This is a genomic window from Shewanella sp. VB17 (assembly GCF_013248905.1).
GTDB lineage: Bacteria > Pseudomonadota > Gammaproteobacteria > Enterobacterales > Shewanellaceae > Shewanella.
Map to the genome: position 1 here is coordinate 4,261,652 of NZ_JABRVS010000001.1, position 18,122 is coordinate 4,279,773.

20 protein-coding genes are annotated in these 18,122 nt (G+C 38.8%); 8 read left to right on the forward strand and 12 right to left on the reverse strand.

Going from position 1 to position 18,122, the window contains the following annotated elements; all coding sequences use genetic code 11:
- Positions 1-8 precede the first annotated feature (8 nt).
- The 7 genes from HQQ94_RS18410 to HQQ94_RS18440 all read right to left on the reverse strand — a co-directional run bounded on the left by HQQ94_RS18410 (position 9) and on the right by HQQ94_RS18440 (position 4,898).
- A complete protein-coding gene (locus HQQ94_RS18410) occupies positions 9-650 on the reverse strand; it encodes a peptidoglycan-binding protein (protein ID WP_173295783.1) in 642 nt (213 codons plus the stop codon).
- A 9-nt stretch (positions 651-659) separates the two neighbouring features.
- The gene (locus tag HQQ94_RS18415) at positions 660-830 is read right to left on the reverse strand and encodes a DUF5908 family protein (protein ID WP_173295784.1); all 171 of its coding nucleotides are present in this window, start codon (positions 828-830) and stop codon (positions 660-662) included.
- Between the two features lie 2 nt (positions 831-832).
- The gene (locus HQQ94_RS18420) at positions 833-1,303 is read right to left on the reverse strand and encodes a phage tail protein (protein WP_173295785.1); all 471 of its coding nucleotides are present in this window, start codon (positions 1,301-1,303) and stop codon (positions 833-835) included.
- Positions 1,304-1,375: 72 nt separating this feature from the next.
- Positions 1,376-1,849 carry a phage tail protein gene (locus HQQ94_RS18425; RefSeq protein WP_173295786.1) on the reverse strand — a complete coding sequence of 158 codons (474 nt, stop codon included), beginning with the start codon at positions 1,847-1,849 and terminating at the stop codon, positions 1,376-1,378.
- 51 nt (positions 1,850-1,900) lie between these two features.
- The gene (locus HQQ94_RS18430; protein ID WP_173295787.1) at positions 1,901-3,454 is read right to left on the reverse strand and encodes a phage tail sheath C-terminal domain-containing protein; all 1,554 of its coding nucleotides are present in this window, start codon (positions 3,452-3,454) and stop codon (positions 1,901-1,903) included.
- 17 nt (positions 3,455-3,471) lie between these two features.
- On the reverse strand, positions 3,472-4,350 hold the full coding sequence (locus HQQ94_RS18435; RefSeq protein WP_173295788.1) for a hypothetical protein: 879 nt from the start codon (positions 4,348-4,350) through the stop codon (positions 3,472-3,474).
- Between the two features lie 8 nt (positions 4,351-4,358).
- Positions 4,359-4,898: a DUF4255 domain-containing protein gene (locus HQQ94_RS18440; protein ID WP_254304097.1), complete on the reverse strand. Its 540-nt coding sequence runs from the start codon at positions 4,896-4,898 to the stop codon at positions 4,359-4,361.
- A 300-nt stretch (positions 4,899-5,198) separates the two neighbouring features.
- Here HQQ94_RS18440 and yjjX point away from each other — a divergent pair, with 300 nt between their 5' ends.
- From yjjX to HQQ94_RS18465, 5 genes are all read left to right on the forward strand, one after another.
- On the forward strand, positions 5,199-5,789 hold the full coding sequence (gene yjjX, locus HQQ94_RS18445) for an inosine/xanthosine triphosphatase (RefSeq protein ID WP_173295790.1): 591 nt from the start codon (positions 5,199-5,201) through the stop codon (positions 5,787-5,789).
- 112 nt (positions 5,790-5,901) lie between these two features.
- Positions 5,902-6,945, forward strand: coding sequence for an NADP(H)-dependent aldo-keto reductase (locus HQQ94_RS18450; RefSeq protein ID WP_173295791.1), 1,044 nt, complete (start codon positions 5,902-5,904; stop codon positions 6,943-6,945).
- A gap of 146 nt (positions 6,946-7,091) precedes the next feature.
- Positions 7,092-7,952 (forward strand): hypothetical protein, encoded by an 861-nt coding sequence (locus HQQ94_RS18455; protein WP_173295792.1) that lies wholly within the window; start codon positions 7,092-7,094, stop codon positions 7,950-7,952.
- A 296-nt stretch (positions 7,953-8,248) separates the two neighbouring features.
- Positions 8,249-9,463: a cysteine desulfurase gene (locus HQQ94_RS18460; protein ID WP_173295793.1), complete on the forward strand. Its 1,215-nt coding sequence runs from the start codon at positions 8,249-8,251 to the stop codon at positions 9,461-9,463.
- A gap of 287 nt (positions 9,464-9,750) precedes the next feature.
- Complete coding sequence (locus HQQ94_RS18465; RefSeq protein ID WP_173295794.1) at positions 9,751-10,188, forward strand: SufE family protein; 438 nt, start codon at positions 9,751-9,753, stop codon at positions 10,186-10,188.
- 389 nt (positions 10,189-10,577) lie between these two features.
- Here the strand turns inward: HQQ94_RS18465 and HQQ94_RS18470 are convergent, their stop codons facing one another.
- The 4 genes from HQQ94_RS18470 to HQQ94_RS18485 form a co-directional block, all read right to left on the reverse strand.
- Positions 10,578-12,377, reverse strand: a complete 1,800-nt coding sequence (locus HQQ94_RS18470; RefSeq protein ID WP_173295795.1) for a flotillin family protein — start codon at positions 12,375-12,377, stop codon at positions 10,578-10,580.
- A 135-nt stretch (positions 12,378-12,512) separates the two neighbouring features.
- Entirely contained in the window at positions 12,513-13,142 is a 630-nt protein-coding gene (locus HQQ94_RS18475) for an OB-fold-containig protein (RefSeq protein ID WP_173295796.1), read from the reverse strand.
- Positions 13,143-13,620: 478 nt separating this feature from the next.
- Positions 13,621-14,043 carry a GNAT family N-acetyltransferase gene (locus tag HQQ94_RS18480; protein ID WP_173295797.1) on the reverse strand — a complete coding sequence of 141 codons (423 nt, stop codon included), beginning with the start codon at positions 14,041-14,043 and terminating at the stop codon, positions 13,621-13,623.
- Between the two features lie 293 nt (positions 14,044-14,336).
- A complete protein-coding gene (locus tag HQQ94_RS18485; RefSeq protein ID WP_173295798.1) occupies positions 14,337-14,618 on the reverse strand; it encodes a putative quinol monooxygenase in 282 nt (93 codons plus the stop codon).
- A gap of 296 nt (positions 14,619-14,914) precedes the next feature.
- Here HQQ94_RS18485 and HQQ94_RS18490 point away from each other — a divergent pair, with 296 nt between their 5' ends.
- The 3 genes from HQQ94_RS18490 to HQQ94_RS18500 all read left to right on the forward strand — a co-directional run bounded on the left by HQQ94_RS18490 (position 14,915) and on the right by HQQ94_RS18500 (position 17,279).
- A complete protein-coding gene (locus HQQ94_RS18490; protein WP_173295799.1) occupies positions 14,915-15,892 on the forward strand; it encodes a transposase in 978 nt (325 codons plus the stop codon).
- Positions 15,893-16,124: 232 nt separating this feature from the next.
- Entirely contained in the window at positions 16,125-16,634 is a 510-nt protein-coding gene (locus HQQ94_RS18495; protein WP_173295800.1) for a hypothetical protein, read from the forward strand.
- Positions 16,635-16,658: 24 nt separating this feature from the next.
- A complete protein-coding gene (locus tag HQQ94_RS18500; protein ID WP_173295801.1) occupies positions 16,659-17,279 on the forward strand; it encodes a hypothetical protein in 621 nt (206 codons plus the stop codon).
- 311 nt (positions 17,280-17,590) lie between these two features.
- Here HQQ94_RS18500 and HQQ94_RS18505 read toward each other — a convergent pair whose 3' ends face one another.
- Positions 17,591-18,040: a GNAT family N-acetyltransferase gene (locus HQQ94_RS18505; protein WP_173295802.1), complete on the reverse strand. Its 450-nt coding sequence runs from the start codon at positions 18,038-18,040 to the stop codon at positions 17,591-17,593.
- Positions 18,041-18,122: the final 82 nt, after the last annotated feature.

An 18,122-nucleotide genomic window follows, 5' to 3' on the forward strand; every position in this document is an offset into this window, starting at 1 on the left:
TTAAAACATTAAAGCAGCGGCGGGAAAAATAACTTGGTGCCAGGCGTTATCTGTCTAAAACTAGCCAAATTGTTAATTTTGGCCACTTGCATATAATACGAGCCATCTTGATAAACTTGATGACATAAAAGTGGTAAGGTATCACCCGCCTTAAATTCAATCACATGAGTTAAATCGGGTGAAGAACGCTTCGAATTTAGTGCCTCTTCCTTATTGGTCATATAACCACTAAATGAAAGGTTCACTTTCGCCCTCAGAGGTGTACCATCTGGTTTAAACAATACATACTCGACTTTAAAACTGGTCAAACGACACACAAAATATAAAGTCCCCCAAACAATGTGAACGATATTGGGCTCATGTTTATTACCAATATAGTTATAGATAACATCTTTTAAATCTGACACTTGCTGAGTAACATCTACAGGTTTAGTCGTTTTAACTACTCCGGTCCCGTCAATAATAGTCATAAAATCAATGGTCTCTGCATCATATCCAGCAAATTTAGTTTCACTGGCAGACTTACCTAATGATTTTTTACTCTTTTTATCGTATTGGATAACGTGGTTGTGGCTAAAGTTTGATGGATTAAGCATAAGTTCAAACTTACTACTGCCATCTTCCGCTTCAATTGTTAATTTTTTAGCCATCATCACTCCCTAACGCTCTCGGGTTTGTACTCGCTGTTGCTGGATCATTTTAAAACAACGCTTTAGCACTTCTTCTTGCTGTGCGTCGAGTTCTTCCTCCGTCACAACTGAAACGGCCGGACTATCTTGCCCATTAATCACATTGGATTTAATGACTAACTGTTTCACTTCAATCGCCATGTTCACATCACTCTATTTGAATACTGATAACACAGCTCAATCTCTTCAATTGCCACTTCATTTTTAGTTGAATGGAAAGCATCGAGCTTCCAATTAACGGGATAGGCTTGAAAAAAATTCCAACTGCGAATGACGGTCCCTCGCTCACCTAATAAATGAACTGACAGATCTTTAGGTTCTAAGGTTTTGTTGAAATCACCTTCGAAAAATGTTATACACCATTTAACAATAAATGAATCCAATTTAGTAATGCCACGCTTGAGGCTTAAATTACTGTGCTTAACCGACTTAGGAAGTTGATAAATAAATCTATTTTCTCCACCTTCACCATACTCTTCGGTTTCAACTTGAGCGCTGATCCCACCTATTTCTTGGAAAGATGTATCTGATTTATTTTTTGCACCATGAAATGCCACTTTGAAATAAAATGCAGGTACTGGCCAACCATCATCTTGCTTCGACCCATCTGACATCATCATCCCCTTTAGTGGCCATCATTATTATCAAACCAGCACCAGATATGGATCTAATGCTGGGGATTAACACTAGGCGTTAGCAATAGCCAAACCCTCATGTGCCAACTCAATCGTCTCAACAGCGACCTCATTACCATCTGATTTAAGATCAGTGCCAGTAATTTTAGTTGGCCAAGCATTCGACAAGGTCCACACCATGGTAGGTGCACCGGATTCATCCAACAAACTGATGGTCACCGCCGTTCTTGCAACCGTATTCATTTTAATTTTGCCGTACCAATCAAAGAATTTATTATCTTTAGCAAAGATGCCTTTCTTCAAAGTGACATTACTAGACTTAACGATACCGGGCATTTTTATCGTGGAAAATATCTTATTGTCCCCTGCACGATATTCAATAACCTGAGCTTCAACATCAAGTCCAGAGACTTCTTGAAACGAAGAAACCATCCCCTCACCAGCGCCTCCGGCCCATTTTACTTCGAAGTAAAATTTAGACATTGGCCATACATTAGCGGATTGTTTCGAACCATCATCTGACATATTGTTCTCCTTAACTCATAATTTCTTAATGGGTTACCATATGAATAAACGTTATGATTTCTGCATCTGTTGCTGAAAAGTAATTTCGATGAATTCAGCAGGTCTCGTTACAGCGACCAAAACAGTGACTCGTAGAATCCCCTCAAGAATATCTTCACTTGTCATGGTATTTCCCAGTCCGACACTGACATTAAACGCATCTGCAGGTGATGCACCTGCTAAGCCACCTCGTTTCCAAATACCGGTTAAGAAATTAGTGATCATGCTATTAATCGTCACCCACGTATTGGCCGTATTGGGCTCAAAGACATAAGCTTTAGCAGCCAACCGAATTGACTCTTCGAGCATGATCATGGTTCTTCTGACACTGATGTAACGCCAATCTAAACTGTTGCCATCAAGGGTTCTAGCCCCCCAAACTAAAGTGCCTTCACCAATAAATGTTCGAATAGCGTTGATGGATTTACCTTGAGTCGTGACGTTTAAATCTTCTTGTTCATCATGGGAAATATTAACTGCTGGAGATATTACCGAGTTTAAACTCACATTAGCAGGCGCTTTCCAAACACCACGCGCATTATCAACCATGGTATAAATCCCCGCCATTGACGCGGCAGGAGGTAAGAGGTTGAGCTTAGTTTTTATATCAAGTAATAAACTGCCATAGGCTGGACTCATCGACGTTAATGTCTTATTTAATAGCCCCCTTTGAGCATCACCTTCAACGGTTGACAATGAAGTGATTTCGGCTAACATTTGATCGCGTTTTGCCACTCGCATTTTATTGCTCGGGCTTACTAACTCATCTGCACTTAACCCCTCTAAATCACTAAAGTTGGCTGCAACTTCATCATTAAGTATGGTCGTCAACACATCTGCATTACCTATATTTGCAAAGCTAAGTTCACTGTCCTGAACGATAGTAGTGTGTAGCCATGGATAGTAAGCACTTGAAAAATCTAAATTATTAATGCCCAACTTTGAACGAAAATTAGCGATACAATCCCCATCTTCATCCTGTCTATCTTTAAATCCATTCCAAACATCCAAAATAGCCACTCGATTGCGCATAGCGCCACCACAGTGAGCTAAAGAAGCTTGCTGTACACTAATGCAATCATCTTCTGCTAAACGTACAGCTTCTGGGATAACGAGCATTGTCGGTTCTTGCTCTTTTAGTAATGTCGGGATCCCAAGTTCTAATTTTGCCGCTTCAATGTCATCGGTATAACTCCCGACAGACACGATATAACAAGGGCCGCCTCCATTCTGAAAGAAATGCATCATGCTGTAATACAGCATATAGCGAGTATTAGACTGGGTGACAACATATTGTTTATCACCTAATACAACCGCAGGATCATCTTTTGAGTCTGCCGTTTTTTCACTGATATCAAATAGGGGTGATGGAGCATTACCAAAATAACTACGAAATTCAGCCATGGACGTAATCCGCCATGGCTTATTTAATAACGATTTACTGCCATTAATGGCTTTTTCGGTATAACCGATAAAAGCAGGGACAGCCGTTGCCACTTCAACAACAGAATTAGGAAATGCATTTTTTTCAACAATATACACGCCCGGTGTTTTCATCACGCCCATAATCTATTCCTTTACAATTAAAAGTTAACAAAAATTTCAGAAATTTGAGTTATTTTAGTGTCAATGGATTCCTGGTAGCCCTTACCAGCTTGAGCTGTAGGTAAATGATGGATCACAACTTTATTTCCTTTAGCTCGTTTATCAACTAATTGAAAATGATGTTCACTAAACTGTTTCAATTCAAGTCGACAATGGCTTCTAAAAATGGCCATCTGTTCTCCACTTTCAGAAACATCTATGCTTTTTTTGTCAAAAAATACCGATTTATTTATATCAACAACATCAAAATTACCGCTAGAACGGCCATAAACACGGTATTCCCAATAGGATTTCCTGTTATCTACCTTCGCAATTAAATTTAATCTATTATTACTCACGACATCATTAGAGATTATATCAAGTAATTTTTTATTTATATGAATTGAAATAAAAAACACAACTTTAGCATGACTAAATTTAATCGCAGAAACATCCTCAGGCTTTAACTCATCAAGACTTAAGAAGTCTTCTTCTGATATATACTCTTGTTGATGTAAAACAACATCACCTTTAATGAAATTTAATTCATCATTAGAGATTCGATTTGCTAACATCACAATTTTGTTTTCTTTTAATAATGTAATCGATGAATAATCACTAAGATTAGGTTCATGGCTAGTCACCATAAAGTCAAACACTAAGGGGTCATTGTCATCTGATGCGTATGACATCATTAATTTAAGTTTATCTAAATCATATAATACCCCAACACCGCCAACATAAGGCTTAAAAATGACACCTGTATTTTTTGCTTGCCTCAGGGTTTCAGCTGTGGGGTGAAAGTTCAAGCCTTCACACACTAGCGATTTAAAATACTGATGCTTTAAGTTTATTTTATACATAACCCTATAATTCATAGAGATATCTATTCCTTTGTACCCGTTGATACTTCTGCTTCTGAGAGTTGACTTATTCTTGATACCGTCGCCTTAGGATCTATGGTCACCATTCTGATTTTATACAGAATTGATGGCATATACTTAGCGCCTAGCATGCTCCATACATTACTTTGTTCATGCCTTTCAATGTTCTCGATATCTAAGATTATTTTTTCTATATTTTGATCTAAATCAGGGGAGTTTTGATGATTAAAAACAGGTTCAAGTTGAAAATAGCTAATGACACTCGACATGAATTTAAGTGATTCATTATAATTATTATCAGTAAAGTTGGCGACAACCATAAGATAAAGATTGAGAAATATAGGCTTAACATTAGATAAACCGTTGGAATTGATAAGTGGAGGCACACTTACTTTAACAGCCGTTTCTTTTTCAATGTTTATTAAAAATAGTACAACTCTATTGTTAATGTTCGAACTTAGACTACCATCGTGCCCAACTAAATTAGAAACGATCACAATATCTTCAGCCAATTCAAATTTAAATTTCAAATGCTGATTCAATTTATTTGCTATATAACTCACACAAGACAATATCAAATGTTCACCCTCATACGGACATGACACTAATGAATACTGCAAAACATATAATTAACACATTATCTAAAAAAAACAATAGAATTAACAATAAAATTCACTATCCATAACGGGGAGACACATCAATATTTTTTATCGCCATGAAGCGAATCTGGCTGATGTCTCTTAAGATCAGAAATTAAGGCATCACAGCTTGGTTGAAAATGTTATTAATAGGATGCAAAATATGCCAAACAGTCATGAATTTACCTAAATGTGGGACATAAAATGCTAACCAAGATATCACCATCTTATGATGAAAAAGTTGGCCAACTTAACAGTATCAATGTCATTGTTGGATCCATGAATCCAGTTAAAATCCAAGCTTCAAAATACGCACTCAATCAATTATTCCCCAACGCGATCATTCATTGCCAAGGAACTCACGCTCCCTCAGGTGTTGCAGCACAGCCTATGACCAAAGAGGAAACGTTACAAGGTGCGATCAACAGAGTTGAATATTGCCAAAACCTTGAAAATGGCCTAACCGCTGATCTTGTTATTGCCATAGAGGGAGGTGTTGATCAATTTGCTCATGGTCCAGCAACATTTGCTTATGTGGTTATTGCCAATAAAAACCAACAAATGATTGGTTGTAGTGCGCAACTTCCCCTTCCTCCTATGATTTACCAGGCATTAAATGAAGGCGAAGAACTCGGCAATGTAATGGACAGACTGTTTAATACCGATAACATCAAGCAAAAAGGAGGAGCAATAGGACTATTAACCCAAGGAGCAGCAACCCGAGAAAGTATCTATACTCAAGCACTCATATTAGCCATGTCTCCTCTATTAAACACCAAGCTCTATCAAACCTAGACCTAGTTTTTTTTGCAAAACCTTGCTAGCCTCAAGTTAATACGAATCAATTTCACCTAAATTTACGTCAAACACACTGAAATTTATAACATAATAAAGAGTGGAGATTTAAATGGACTACAGACGTATACCGCATTCCAACCTTGATGTTAGTGAACTCTGCTTAGGTACCATGACTTGGGGTGAACAAAATACCCAACCAGACGCATTTACCCAACTCGACTACGCCATCGATCAAGGCATCAATTTTATTGATGCCGCAGAAATGTACCCCGTTCCTCCTAAAGCAGAAACTCAGGGTGCCACAGAGCGTATCCTAGGTAATTACTTAAAAAAAACAGGCAAAAGAGACAAATTAATCATCGCGACTAAAGTCTCTGCATCGGGAGGGAAAAATGATTATATACGCACGAATATGGCGCTGGACTGGCGTAATATCCATGAGGCGGTCGATGCCTCTCTCGAGCGTTTACAAATAGAGACCATCGATCTTTATCAAGTACATTGGCCAGACAGAAACAGCAACTTTTTCGGCAAACTTTCCTACCAACAAATCGATGACAGCGAAACACTCACCCCCATTATTGATACGCTAGAGGCCTTAGGTTCATTGGTTAAAGAAGGAAAAATCAAATATATCGGTGTGTCTAATGAAACACCTTGGGGATTAATGAAATACCTACAACTGGCAGAAAAACATAACCTGCCCAGAGTCATTAGCGTACAAAACCCCTATAATTTACTGAATCGAAGTTTCGAAGTGGGAATGGCAGAAATATGTCACCGAGAAGAGCTGCCCTTACTCGCATACTCACCACTCGCATTCGGTGCTTTGTCTGGTAAATACTTAAATGATCAATGGCCAGAAAACGCACGTCTGACATTATTCAAACGTTTTTCCCGTTATACCGACAATCAAATAGCCCTTGATGCCACTCAAGCATACGTTGAATTAGCTCAAGAGTTCAAACTAAGTCCAGCACAAATGTCATTGGCTTTCGTTAACTCACGTAAATTTGTCGCCTCAAACATCATAGGTGCTACAAACATTGAACAACTCAAAGAAAATATTGATAGTATCAATGTGAGTATTTCATCAGAACTCATGCTCCGCCTCAATGAGCTATCACAAATGTACCGCTTTCCCTGCCCATAACTCCCTCTAATAAATAGGCTCACCTATTAAACAAGATACCAATAAAATCAGTAAAAAACTCATTATCAAGTTTCAATAAAAGACTCACCAAAATGATAGTTATGGCTATAGTTATAGTCAGATTAATGATAATAGGACTATCGACAATGAGAAAACTGACTCACTTTTTGCTTCTGGCGACTATGATGACTTTCTCCATATCTGCTAATGAGGTTATCAAATATCCCAATATTGATGGCGTTGGCTCAGCTTCAATTGGCTATGCAATTCTTGAAATGTTAATAAACAAAGAGGGAATGCCCGGCACCCTTGAACTGCAAAAGACTGAAGTCAACCAAGACAGAGCAAGAAAAGAAGTAGAAAAAGGGGACCTATCTCTATTTGATACAGGCTATAAAAAAGATCTTGAACACGGATTTATCCCCATATATAGACCATTTGATCGTGGTCTACTTGGATGGAGAATTTTTATTGTCAATAAAACTGGGCAAGAAAAAATTAACACCATAGTGGCAGAAAATAAAAAATTTAAAGATCTCGAGTTTACGGCGGGTCAAGGAAGTGGATGGGGTGATATTCCCATTTTAGAAAATGCGGGCATAAAAGTAAAAACATCGACAGCAATAAAGAATCTCATGAACATGTTGGTTGGGGGGAGGTTTAATTCATTCCCTCTCGGCTCTAATGAGGTTTTTCAATTTTTCAATAAATATGGTGAAGGATTAGAGGGGATAACTATTGACCAAAAAATAACGTTAGTCTATCCGTTTGGGAGATTTTTTTATGTCAATAAAGATAACAATAAATTGGCATCACTCATTGAAACCTACTTAGATAAATCATTAGCAAGTGGTAATTTGCAAAAAACCTTAGAGAATCACTCTTTCTTTAAAGATGCTTTTTCTAAAGCAAATTTAGATAAACGATTGATAATAGAAGTTGAAAATAAAGATTTTTCGACTGCATATTCAAAAATTGAAGCATCATGGTGGTACAAAATTAACTAACCGTTATTGTAATGATCCAGTTCAAGGCTCACGCAAAAGTACGAGGGTTGGCTTGATACATTACTGATGATAAATGCCAGATGAATGCAGTACGTTACAAGACAATATTGGGTACTTTAGCCTAAATCAACAATGATTAACCCAAACTATGTACTTGCAATAACCGATGAGCATTAAGATAGGCCACCATCATGTCAAAATAGCGCAATAGTCACTAAAGCTACTTGCAAAAGGCGATAAGATCTTTGATGATCTCATCGCCTTTTATTTTCATTATCAAACATCGGACCTACACAATGGACTTTATCCAGCTTCGCGCTCAATTTCCTACGCTAAAGCAAACTTTAGGGGGTTATCCACTGTGTTACTTAGACACCGCAGCCACGAGCCAGAAACCTAAGCAAGTGCTTGCAGCGATGACTCGATATTATGAAAATGATAATGCCAATGTCCACAGAGCAGCGCACCAGCTATCATCTAGAGCGACGACTCAGTACGAGGCTGTACGTGATAATCTGCTCGACTTTATTCATGCTAAGCAACGTGAAGAAATCATTTTTACTCATGGTACGACCGAATCAATTAATTTAGTGGCTTACGGGTTAACCCAACACATTAATGCTGGGGACATTATACTCATCGACACCAGTGCTCACCATGCCAATATTGTTCCCTGGCAAGAGCTGGCTAAACGCACAGGCGCCATCATTAAACCCATCCCACTCACAAGCGAATACCGCCTCGATGAGACGGCTTATGATACATTATTACAAGAAAAACCAGCCATTGTTGCGCTCAATCATGTCTCTAACGCTTTAGGTACCCTCAATCCCATTCATGACTTGGTCGCTCGCGCTAAACACGCAGGCGCACTGACCTTAGTCGATGGCGCTCAAGCCATCGCCCATTTAGCAGTAAATGTTCAAACAATGGGTTGTGATTTCTATGTCTTCTCCGCCCATAAAATGTATGGCCCTACAGGTGTCGGCGTGCTCTATGGACGCATTGAAATATTAGATACCCTGACTCCGTTGATGACCGGAGGAGAGATGATAACCAGTGTTAGCTTTGATACCACTCAGTTTAATACACTCCCTAACCGACTCGAAGCAGGAACACCGCCTATTGCAGAAGTGATAGGGTTAGGTGCTGCCACAGACTTTATTCGCCAACTCCCCAGAGTTGACATCGCCAAACAAGAAGAACAACTGCTACATTATTTACACATTCAACTCAGACAAATGAGTGATATTACCCTTTATGGCGCTAACGACAACAACATCGGCGCGGTAGCATTTAACCTTGCTGATGAGCATCATCAAGATGTAGCCATACTGTTAGATCAACAAGGTGTTGCAATACGCGCTGGCCATCACTGTGCTATGCCCTTGATGACAAGTTTAGGAATTAGAGGCTGTTGCCGTGCATCTATCGGTATTTATACAAGTAAAGATGATATAGACCGCTTTATCAAAGCACTCGAGTCAGTAAAAGAACTGTTATTAGACTAGGGTCTGTTTATCTTTAGAGTTTGAATTTTACTCCATTACAATAGCTTTAGTGTAAGGCATTCGGCGATGAGGCTTAAATAGGTTAAGTAAAAAAAACCGCAATAAAGCCATTGAGATGAGCTATAGTGCAAGGTTTTTTCAGTCTTTCTACTACCTTGCCACTTGTTAGTGTAGAATTACTAAACTATAAAAGTACTTTTTTGTATAAAAAAAAACCACAAAAGATAAGTAGACCCTAACATTTTAAAAAAAATCATTACATGTAAACATGATTAATCAGGACAAACATGAGTCAAGTATCCAAGCCCAGCACCGACACATTTTTAGCACTACAGCTCAACCATACTGAAATTTTACCCTTATTCGAACAGGCGAATAACTGGCAGGAAAGGTATCGTCAGATAATGTTGCTGGGAAAATCGATACCCAAGCTTGACAATGACTTCAAGCTTGAGTCCGCTCAAGTTAAAGGTTGCGAAAGCAGTGCTTGGCTCTACCACCAAGAGATTGAAAAAAAACATTATTTTCTTGGTGATAGTGATGCTCGGGTAGTCAAAGGTTTAATCGGACTATTACTTGTTGCCTGCAATGGCAAAACTGGTACAGAAATCACAGCATTTGATATTGACAAATATTTTGATAAATTAGGACTCACAGGACAATTAAGCCCTTCGCGCACCAATGGATTATTCGCTTTAGCTAAAGCAATGAAAGCGGTGGTTTGAGATAATTTAAGGCTGATTACATTTCTATATGTAACTTTCAAGCCTAGTTGATATTGGCTAAGATTCTTGAAGCATTAGCCTTTCATTCTCTTTATTATATTTTTATTCAAACTTCGTTTGAAATTAACCTAGTGATATCCCATACCGCACTGGATCAGGAAAACTGTTCGTCCTCCTGTATCCACCTATGACGCTCACTTGGTGATATAAAATTGAGCTTACTGTGCTTATGTTCGATATTGTACCAACTGACAAACACTTCCCACCCATCCCCTTGCTTCAATTAAACTTTTGAAGCCACCACTTGTAACGGTCTATTTAATTCCATAAACAATAGACCATACAGGGAGCCGTGATTTGGGATGCTAGAGCCAAGGAGCAATTAACTCTTAAGTGTTTTCACTTCTTTGCATGCTTAATTCTGCATCTGGAGATAGTTGGGGAATATACCCATTAAGCTTAACGTTATCTGCGTCCAAACTCGATATAGCATCATCAAGTAAGTGATTGCCAGTTAAGAGATCATTAAGGCCACCTTTTTCGGCATCAACTAAGCCTAGTTCACGCAACATGGCATCGACCACAGGCGCATTGGCACGATAATTAAGCGCCGCTGTGGTGATCTGTTCAGCTATCCCCGCTTGCCCTGACTGAGCGGATCCGCCGCCTACAGATGTGCCATTACTTGCTGCACCATAACCTTGCAAAATTTTAATTCCTTCAATATTTTCAAGGGGCTTAACCGACTGTTTAATGACTTCTGGCAATGCAGCTATCGTGGCTAAAGCACGTCGTAAATCAATCTGTGCATCGCTCAACACATTTTCAGCTTCATACAAGGCTTGCTTACCCGCAGCTTCAACGATATACACTTTTTCATCTGCCGCAGCCTGAAGCATTTTCGCATCCGCACTGGCTTTAGCTTCGATAAGTATCGCACTGGCTCTATCTTCTGCAGCGCGCTTCTCAGCTTCAGCCTTAGTCGTCATACCAACGGCTTCACGTTCGGCTTCTTTACGGGCATCAATCACTTCAATCTCTTTACTACGATTGGCGATGGCAACTTGACGAGTTGTCACAACCGCTTCCTCTTTCTCTACTTTTAACTTTTCAGCTTCAGCTGCCCTAGCCCGCGCAGCGGATTCCTCTTCCGATTTTTGTGCAATCGCTATTTGTTTGTCTTGCTCGGCAACTTCAATATCTCTTAATTGCTGAATTCGTGATTGCTCAATGGCGTTGCGCTTTTCAATCTCACGAGTCTCAATGTCTTTAGTTTTCTCTATTTCCGCTGTCTCAATCGCTCGCTCTTTGGCTATTTCGGCCTCACGTTCTTCTTGAGTCTTTTGCGCTTGCTGCTTTAAAATTTCAGCTTTTTGCTCAGCACGCTTAAAATCCAATGCCTGTTGTTGGATCAATTTAGCTTCCTGCTCGGCTTGCTCAATCGCCAATGATTCTTTTTCAGCTTCTAAATTACGCATCTCAATCTTAATGCGATTTTCTTGCTCAATATCGTTGGTTTCTTTGCGTTTTTCTTCGATGATTTTAGCCAAGCGCGCACGACCTTCCGCATCAAAAGCATTATTTTCATTGAAATACTGCAGTTCAGTCTGATCAAACCCCGTCAAAGATACAGATTCTAACTCTAAGCCATTTTTTTCGAGATCGTTCGCCACATTATTCTGCACTCGCTGGACGAAGTCAGCTCTTTGCTCATGCATTTCAATCATAGTCATTTCAGCCGCAACAGCACGAAGCACATCAACAAACTTAGACTCCATTAACTGCTTAACTTCTTCTACACGTGTTGTACGCGAGCCTAAAGTCTGTGCAGCCATTGAGATCCCATCAGCATTAGGTGCCACTCTTAGGTAAAAATCAGCTCTCACATCCACTCGCATTCTATCTTTAGTGATCAACGCATCCTTTTGCATCTTTACCACTTCAATACGCAGAGTATTCATATTCACAGAAATAGTTTCATGTAGCACTGGCAATACGATAGCACCGCCATCTTTTATTATCTTTTCCCCACCAAAACCCGTTCTGACAAACGCCAGTTCTTTTGATGCTCGGCGATATAACTTGGCAAAAATAACACCTATCACCAAGATCCCCAGCAGCACAGCTCCCGCTAAAAAGAACACTAGACTGCTACCAAATGTGTCATTAATACCTTGAACTTTATCCATACTTTTTCCTTAATATTACATGATATTGTTAACTGATATCGATGGGATTAAGCACTAGACTTAATTGATGCCATTTCAATCAATTAACCACTTTTTAATTTAATGATTTGTCTTAGATTTTGATGAGAGTATGAGCTAAGAATCGAATCGAGCAGCAGACCAAACGGTGCCTTCACGCTTAAGCAATATCACTTGAGTACCAGTATTAAACTCGACTCCGGACATTTCTGGTTCAACCAAAATATAGTGTCTTTGCTGATGTTTATCTCTGACTAACGCTTCGCTAGGATTACCTTTAATCGCACAACCTAAGGTCACAGTACCAACACTGCCGAGCAAGGTATCGATAGACACTGCATTACTCTCATTTTTAGGCAATACCCTCGCAATAGCAGCCCCTACGTAACGGCAGGAAATAGCAGTAAATACCAGTGCAATAGGTAAGCTAATAGCTTGAGGAAACATTTGTTGAGTCATGATTAAAGCTAGGTAATTACTGACGTACCCTACAAAAGAAAAGCTGATTAAAACGAGAACAAACCAAATAAGAAGCGGTAAACGATTGATACATAGCCAACCAGAGACTCCAGTAAAACCAGTAAATGAAGTTTCTATATCAGCATCAACAGGAGCGCAGTTATCAAGTGCACCGACTAAGCTATAACCTAGCATTAATGATAAGACTTCAGATATGCCCAATAAAAGGACTAAAAAAAGCGAGATTGAAAAGGGTAAATTAGCTTGGGTGAATAAAAATTCCACCATACTTTTCTCCATGTACATAACAAAAATCCATTTATTGAAAAGTAAAAAATTATCTTTTTACTGTACTAATAAAATTATAACAAAACAGATACTGGATAGAAACCCTATTTATTGACGCTACTGAAGGTATTCTTGCATTTGGATGTTTGATTAAAGCCAGTATCACAAGTAAATAGATAATTTCACATGAATGATACCAATTGCATTACGTATATGATCAATTCAGAGGCCCTCAAACTTTTCAATTCAAGGCGCATTGATGAAAGAATGGTCGTTCATAAAGTGAACCAACTCTTGCTCTAACTCACTAGCTATATCTCATAGACTCACACTAGGGAAATGGAGAACAACCAAAATGGGAAGCTGAATTTAAACGCCTTACCCACTAAAAATAAAGGTAAAGGTAAAGGTAAAGGTAAAGGTAAAAATATAAATTTAAGTGTAGCAAATCCTATTGATGTATTTATTATGTGTGTTCTTATTGAACCAATGAACTTTTAAGTACGAAATGATCATCGACCGTTTCAATTACTGTCCATTTTAGATTTGAATACAATGTAGGAATATGAGTAAAAACCAATAATTCTGGTTCAGTCATTTCCTCAACCATTTTTTCAGCATGATTAATCAATTGTGCGCTAATTCCTTGCTTACGATTTTCAGGTTTAATAAAGACAGCATTAACCCAAACAGCCTGTTCTTGAGTAATTGGAGATAGAAAACGAGTAAAAACTAAACCACCAATTAATTCACCATTTTCTAAGGCAATGATAGGATTTGGGATTACTTTTCCATCTTTTGTTGTAGCCAGTGGTTCAACATCATCCCACTCACTTTCAAACCATTGATACAATTCAGATAAATATGTTGAATTACTTTCAACCGTTTTAATTAAAATCATAATTACTCCATTAAACCTATCATTTCTGTGAAAACACATAATGCCCGCTTAAGCGGAAAAATATTGAACAAGAAGCACTGAAATACGCATTTTACCTGCTGTGAAGTTCCTATGGTTAGTACTGCGGCATGTGTTACCGAAGTGATTACGGTGAGTACGAGACTATGGATTCCAGCGTGAACTCTCACGCCGCTATTTACTATATAAAGCTATCACTTCCTGCAATCTCGGGCTTGTTCAACACTTGGGATAAGGAAGCGGCTGCGCGTGGCCTATCCTTATTAGTTATACGTTTAGTTACCACTGCTTATTTGGTAATGTCTTTCTACGTTTTTAGTTACATCACCCCATTTAGATGACTTAACTCGGGCTTGATGGTTATCAAAGGCAGTTTGATTAATGAACTCTTCGTAAACACTAAATTTGTTGAGATTACTTTCATCAGGTGTGACAGTAAAAGTTAAGCAACCAGCCTCTTTTAATGTGAGGCTTTTATGAGTAAGCAATTCACGTTTTACTATCTCAAGATCGGAATCTGGTACGAGTATAAATCCTTGCAATATAACTTTTGCCAACACTGAACTCCTGAAATGCCTAACGCCCAATTAAGGGGCTAAAAATTGTTTGCTAAAATGTGAGCGGAGAAAACAGCAAACTGTTTTAGTACGTTTAAAGTGCTTTTTAGGTAAAATTTTTACAGTATAGTATTGTATTAATTCAATATTCTCAAGTGATATTGTGATCACTCAATAATGTATGAATTTAGGCAAATCCAAAAATCCAAAGCAAAAATCCATAGACAGCCATTGTTAATTGCACTTCATGTCGCTGTGACTAAAATTTAATCATGGTGATATCATTGGAGTGAGTTATGCCCCAGCCTAGAAGAACGCTAATCAGTATCGAAGACACGCCTTATTATCATTGTTGTAGCCGTGTCGTGCGCCGCGCATATCTCTGTGGTGATGATAAGTACACAGGTAAAAACTATGACCATCGACGCGGTTGGGTTGAGGCGCAAATGCTTAAATTATCTGACGTTTTTGCGATTGATGTGGCGGCCTATGCGGTGATGAGTAATCATTTGCATATTGTGTTATATATCGATTTAGATAAAGCCAATGTCTGGTCAGATAGGGAAGTGGTTGAACAATGGCATCAATGCTTTAACGGCACAGCACTCACACAAAAATTTGCTCGAGGTGAAGTGATTGATGAGCACCAAGTGGCTAAATTAAAACATCTTATTGCAACTTACCGCTCACGACTGAGTGATATTAGCTGGTTTATGCGATGTCTTAATGAGCCTATTGCTAGGCAAGCCAACTTTGAAGATAACTGCACGGGTCATTTCTGGGAAGGACGGTTTAAATCTCAAGCGCTTTTGGATGAAGCGGCAGTGCTGGCTTGTATGGCCTACGTTGAACTTAATCCTATTCGGGCTAAAATGGCCAATACGCCTGAGAATTCAGACTACACCAGCCTTCAATTGCGAGTCAACGCGGCAATTAATGGAAAACAACCTACCAGGTTACTGCCTTTTATTGGGGATGAACGGCTGAATCAACCCAAAGGCATAAACTTCGCGCTGAAAGACTATCTTGAATTAATTGATGAAACAGGCCGTATTATTCGAGATGATAAACGCGGAGCAATCTCGGCCAATGCAGATAAGATATTAACGAGGCTAAACATTCCTGCTGACAATTGGCTCAAAATCACCACAGAGTTTGGGCATCTATTTCATGGACCAGTAGGGACATTGCAAGAGCTAAGTCGCTACTGTGAACACTTAAATAAAAGACGACGGCATTTTTCCACGAGTTGCGAGTATCTTAAAGTAGGCTAGCCGCTGGATTCAAGTAATAAGAGCAACAGAACTCTAATATACCTGTAATAGCATCTTCCTCAGTTTATCAACAGAGCAGATATTCCTTGCCTGAAAATCAACTTTTTACGACAAAAAACCTCATTTTGTTAAGAGTACTCGGTTATATGAGCTTAACACTCCTTCCTTTCATGAGTTGATAGTTACAAAACATAGAGCGTTCGCTAGAATATAGGTATGTTATTGATTAACAATGGCTGGCTATGATTTTTTTCCCGGGGCAACTGGTGCATTATTTATCACACAAATTAAATCAATTTTACCTTTTCTTAAACCTGAAGGGTTTAAGGTTTGTTTGGTTGTTTTAGTCATTTCTGCTGTCTTGGGTTTTATTGCTAAATATCATTCACTTCGCTGTGAAATACAGAGTAATGTGCAATCTAAACTATCTGAATTAATTAAACCTGTATTTGACAAACATGAAGAAGATGAGACGAAGATTCAGAGCTACGCCGAAAAAAAAGGAGTTGAGTTAGAAACTGAAATCAGTTTATCTAAAATAATGGAGAAGTTTTCTAGACCTTTTCCATTTTGGGTGAAATGGCTCATTAATCGAAAAGTCACAAAAACGGCAGGTGATCGACAAGCTGGATTTCATATTGCGGTAAAATCATATATGTCCCAATTACGCTGGACATTTTTTCAAGCCTGCATGTTTCTTGCTTTTATGTTGTCGGCCGCTTGGTATGCAAATGCAATATAACAAGCTAATTAATAAGGAGATTCCGTGTCTTGGCATAATCAGAAGAAAATTTTACTGGCTGTAGCCGTAATATTGATTGCGCTACTTAGTTTCGCTATAGGCGTTAGTTTCGGTACTTCCTATGATAACGGCTCTCTTATCAATGTATTGTTCCCAGCATTAGGTGTTGTTGGTAATTGGATTGCTGGAATTGGGGCTATCGCCGCTGTGTTTACTTCACTCTGGCTAGCCGATAATCAACGAAAACTAAACAGTGAAGAAATAGATGTAAAATTCAATTTAGTAGTATCACCACCAGATATGACAAGCAGGCTAATGGTTTCTGCGGTAAGTAAAGGAAATCGGCCTGCTAACGTAAAATCACTATCAATATATTCAGCTAACTCAACTGTTGCTATGTGGGTGAAAGATCTTGATCCACAATCAAGCCACTTACCTATCGTAATGCCGTACGGTCATGATGCTAGCTTTTTACTAGTACGAGGAATCGAGTCATATATAAATAGCTATGTAAAAGAGCATTGCGATGGAAAGTATTCCAGTCTGAGAATACAGCTAAATACTACTCTTGGCTCTTTCTTTGTTCCTTTTAGCTCAGAAATTTTAAAGCACTTGCGTAATGCAGGTGCTAACAAGTCAAGCTAAGGGACGTAGCAAAGCTTGAAGCGTTACCCATAGAAAATTTAACCTGAAACTCATGAATTAGAATTAATGGTCTAACTCGGAAATGTCCAAAACCGCGTCAGCAACCAAGAATCAAAATCGAAGAAACCATGCTTTGCTTTTACAAAGGTGTGAACGCGGCTGTGACCTTCCGTGACAGGGAAGTCACGGCAGAGGCTATAGGGATATATTCACGCCGTGTCACTGAAGTGTTCGCACAGTTCTCGCCGAACGGGCGTTAAACACCAATGAAACTTTGGTCTCGCTGTTTTTAGTCCTTATTGATTTGCCTGTTAGGCAACATTTAACACCATAATTGTTTCATCAAACTCATCTTGTTCAACAATGCTAAAATTAAAGCGCTCAAAGAAGCCTTTCATTACATCATGGCCTTCAACGTAGCATATTGAAATAGCTTTACAATCCTCTCTAAGCTTGATTTCGTTGAGGGCTAATTCAATTGCTTTCGTGCCATAACCTTTTCCTTGATGCGGTACATCGATCATGAATTGATCAATGTAAATTTCATTTGGTTTTTCATTTTCGTAGTTAGGAAAATACTGGATAAAGCCAACTGGATCTTCATTGAAATAAACTGCTCGATTAACATAGTGTTCGTTAAACTTAGAACCTGCAATTGATTCTGCATTTAAAGCGACGAACTCTTCTTGTTCTTTTGTAATTTCTAGTAAGATAATATCTTCCCAATTATCTTTAGTAACTTCTCTCAAGCTAATTGTCATAGCTGAATAATACTCCTTGTTGTCTAACAATTTTATAGTGCGCGCGTCGCGCATATTTCTGCCGATGTCACGCTCATGTATA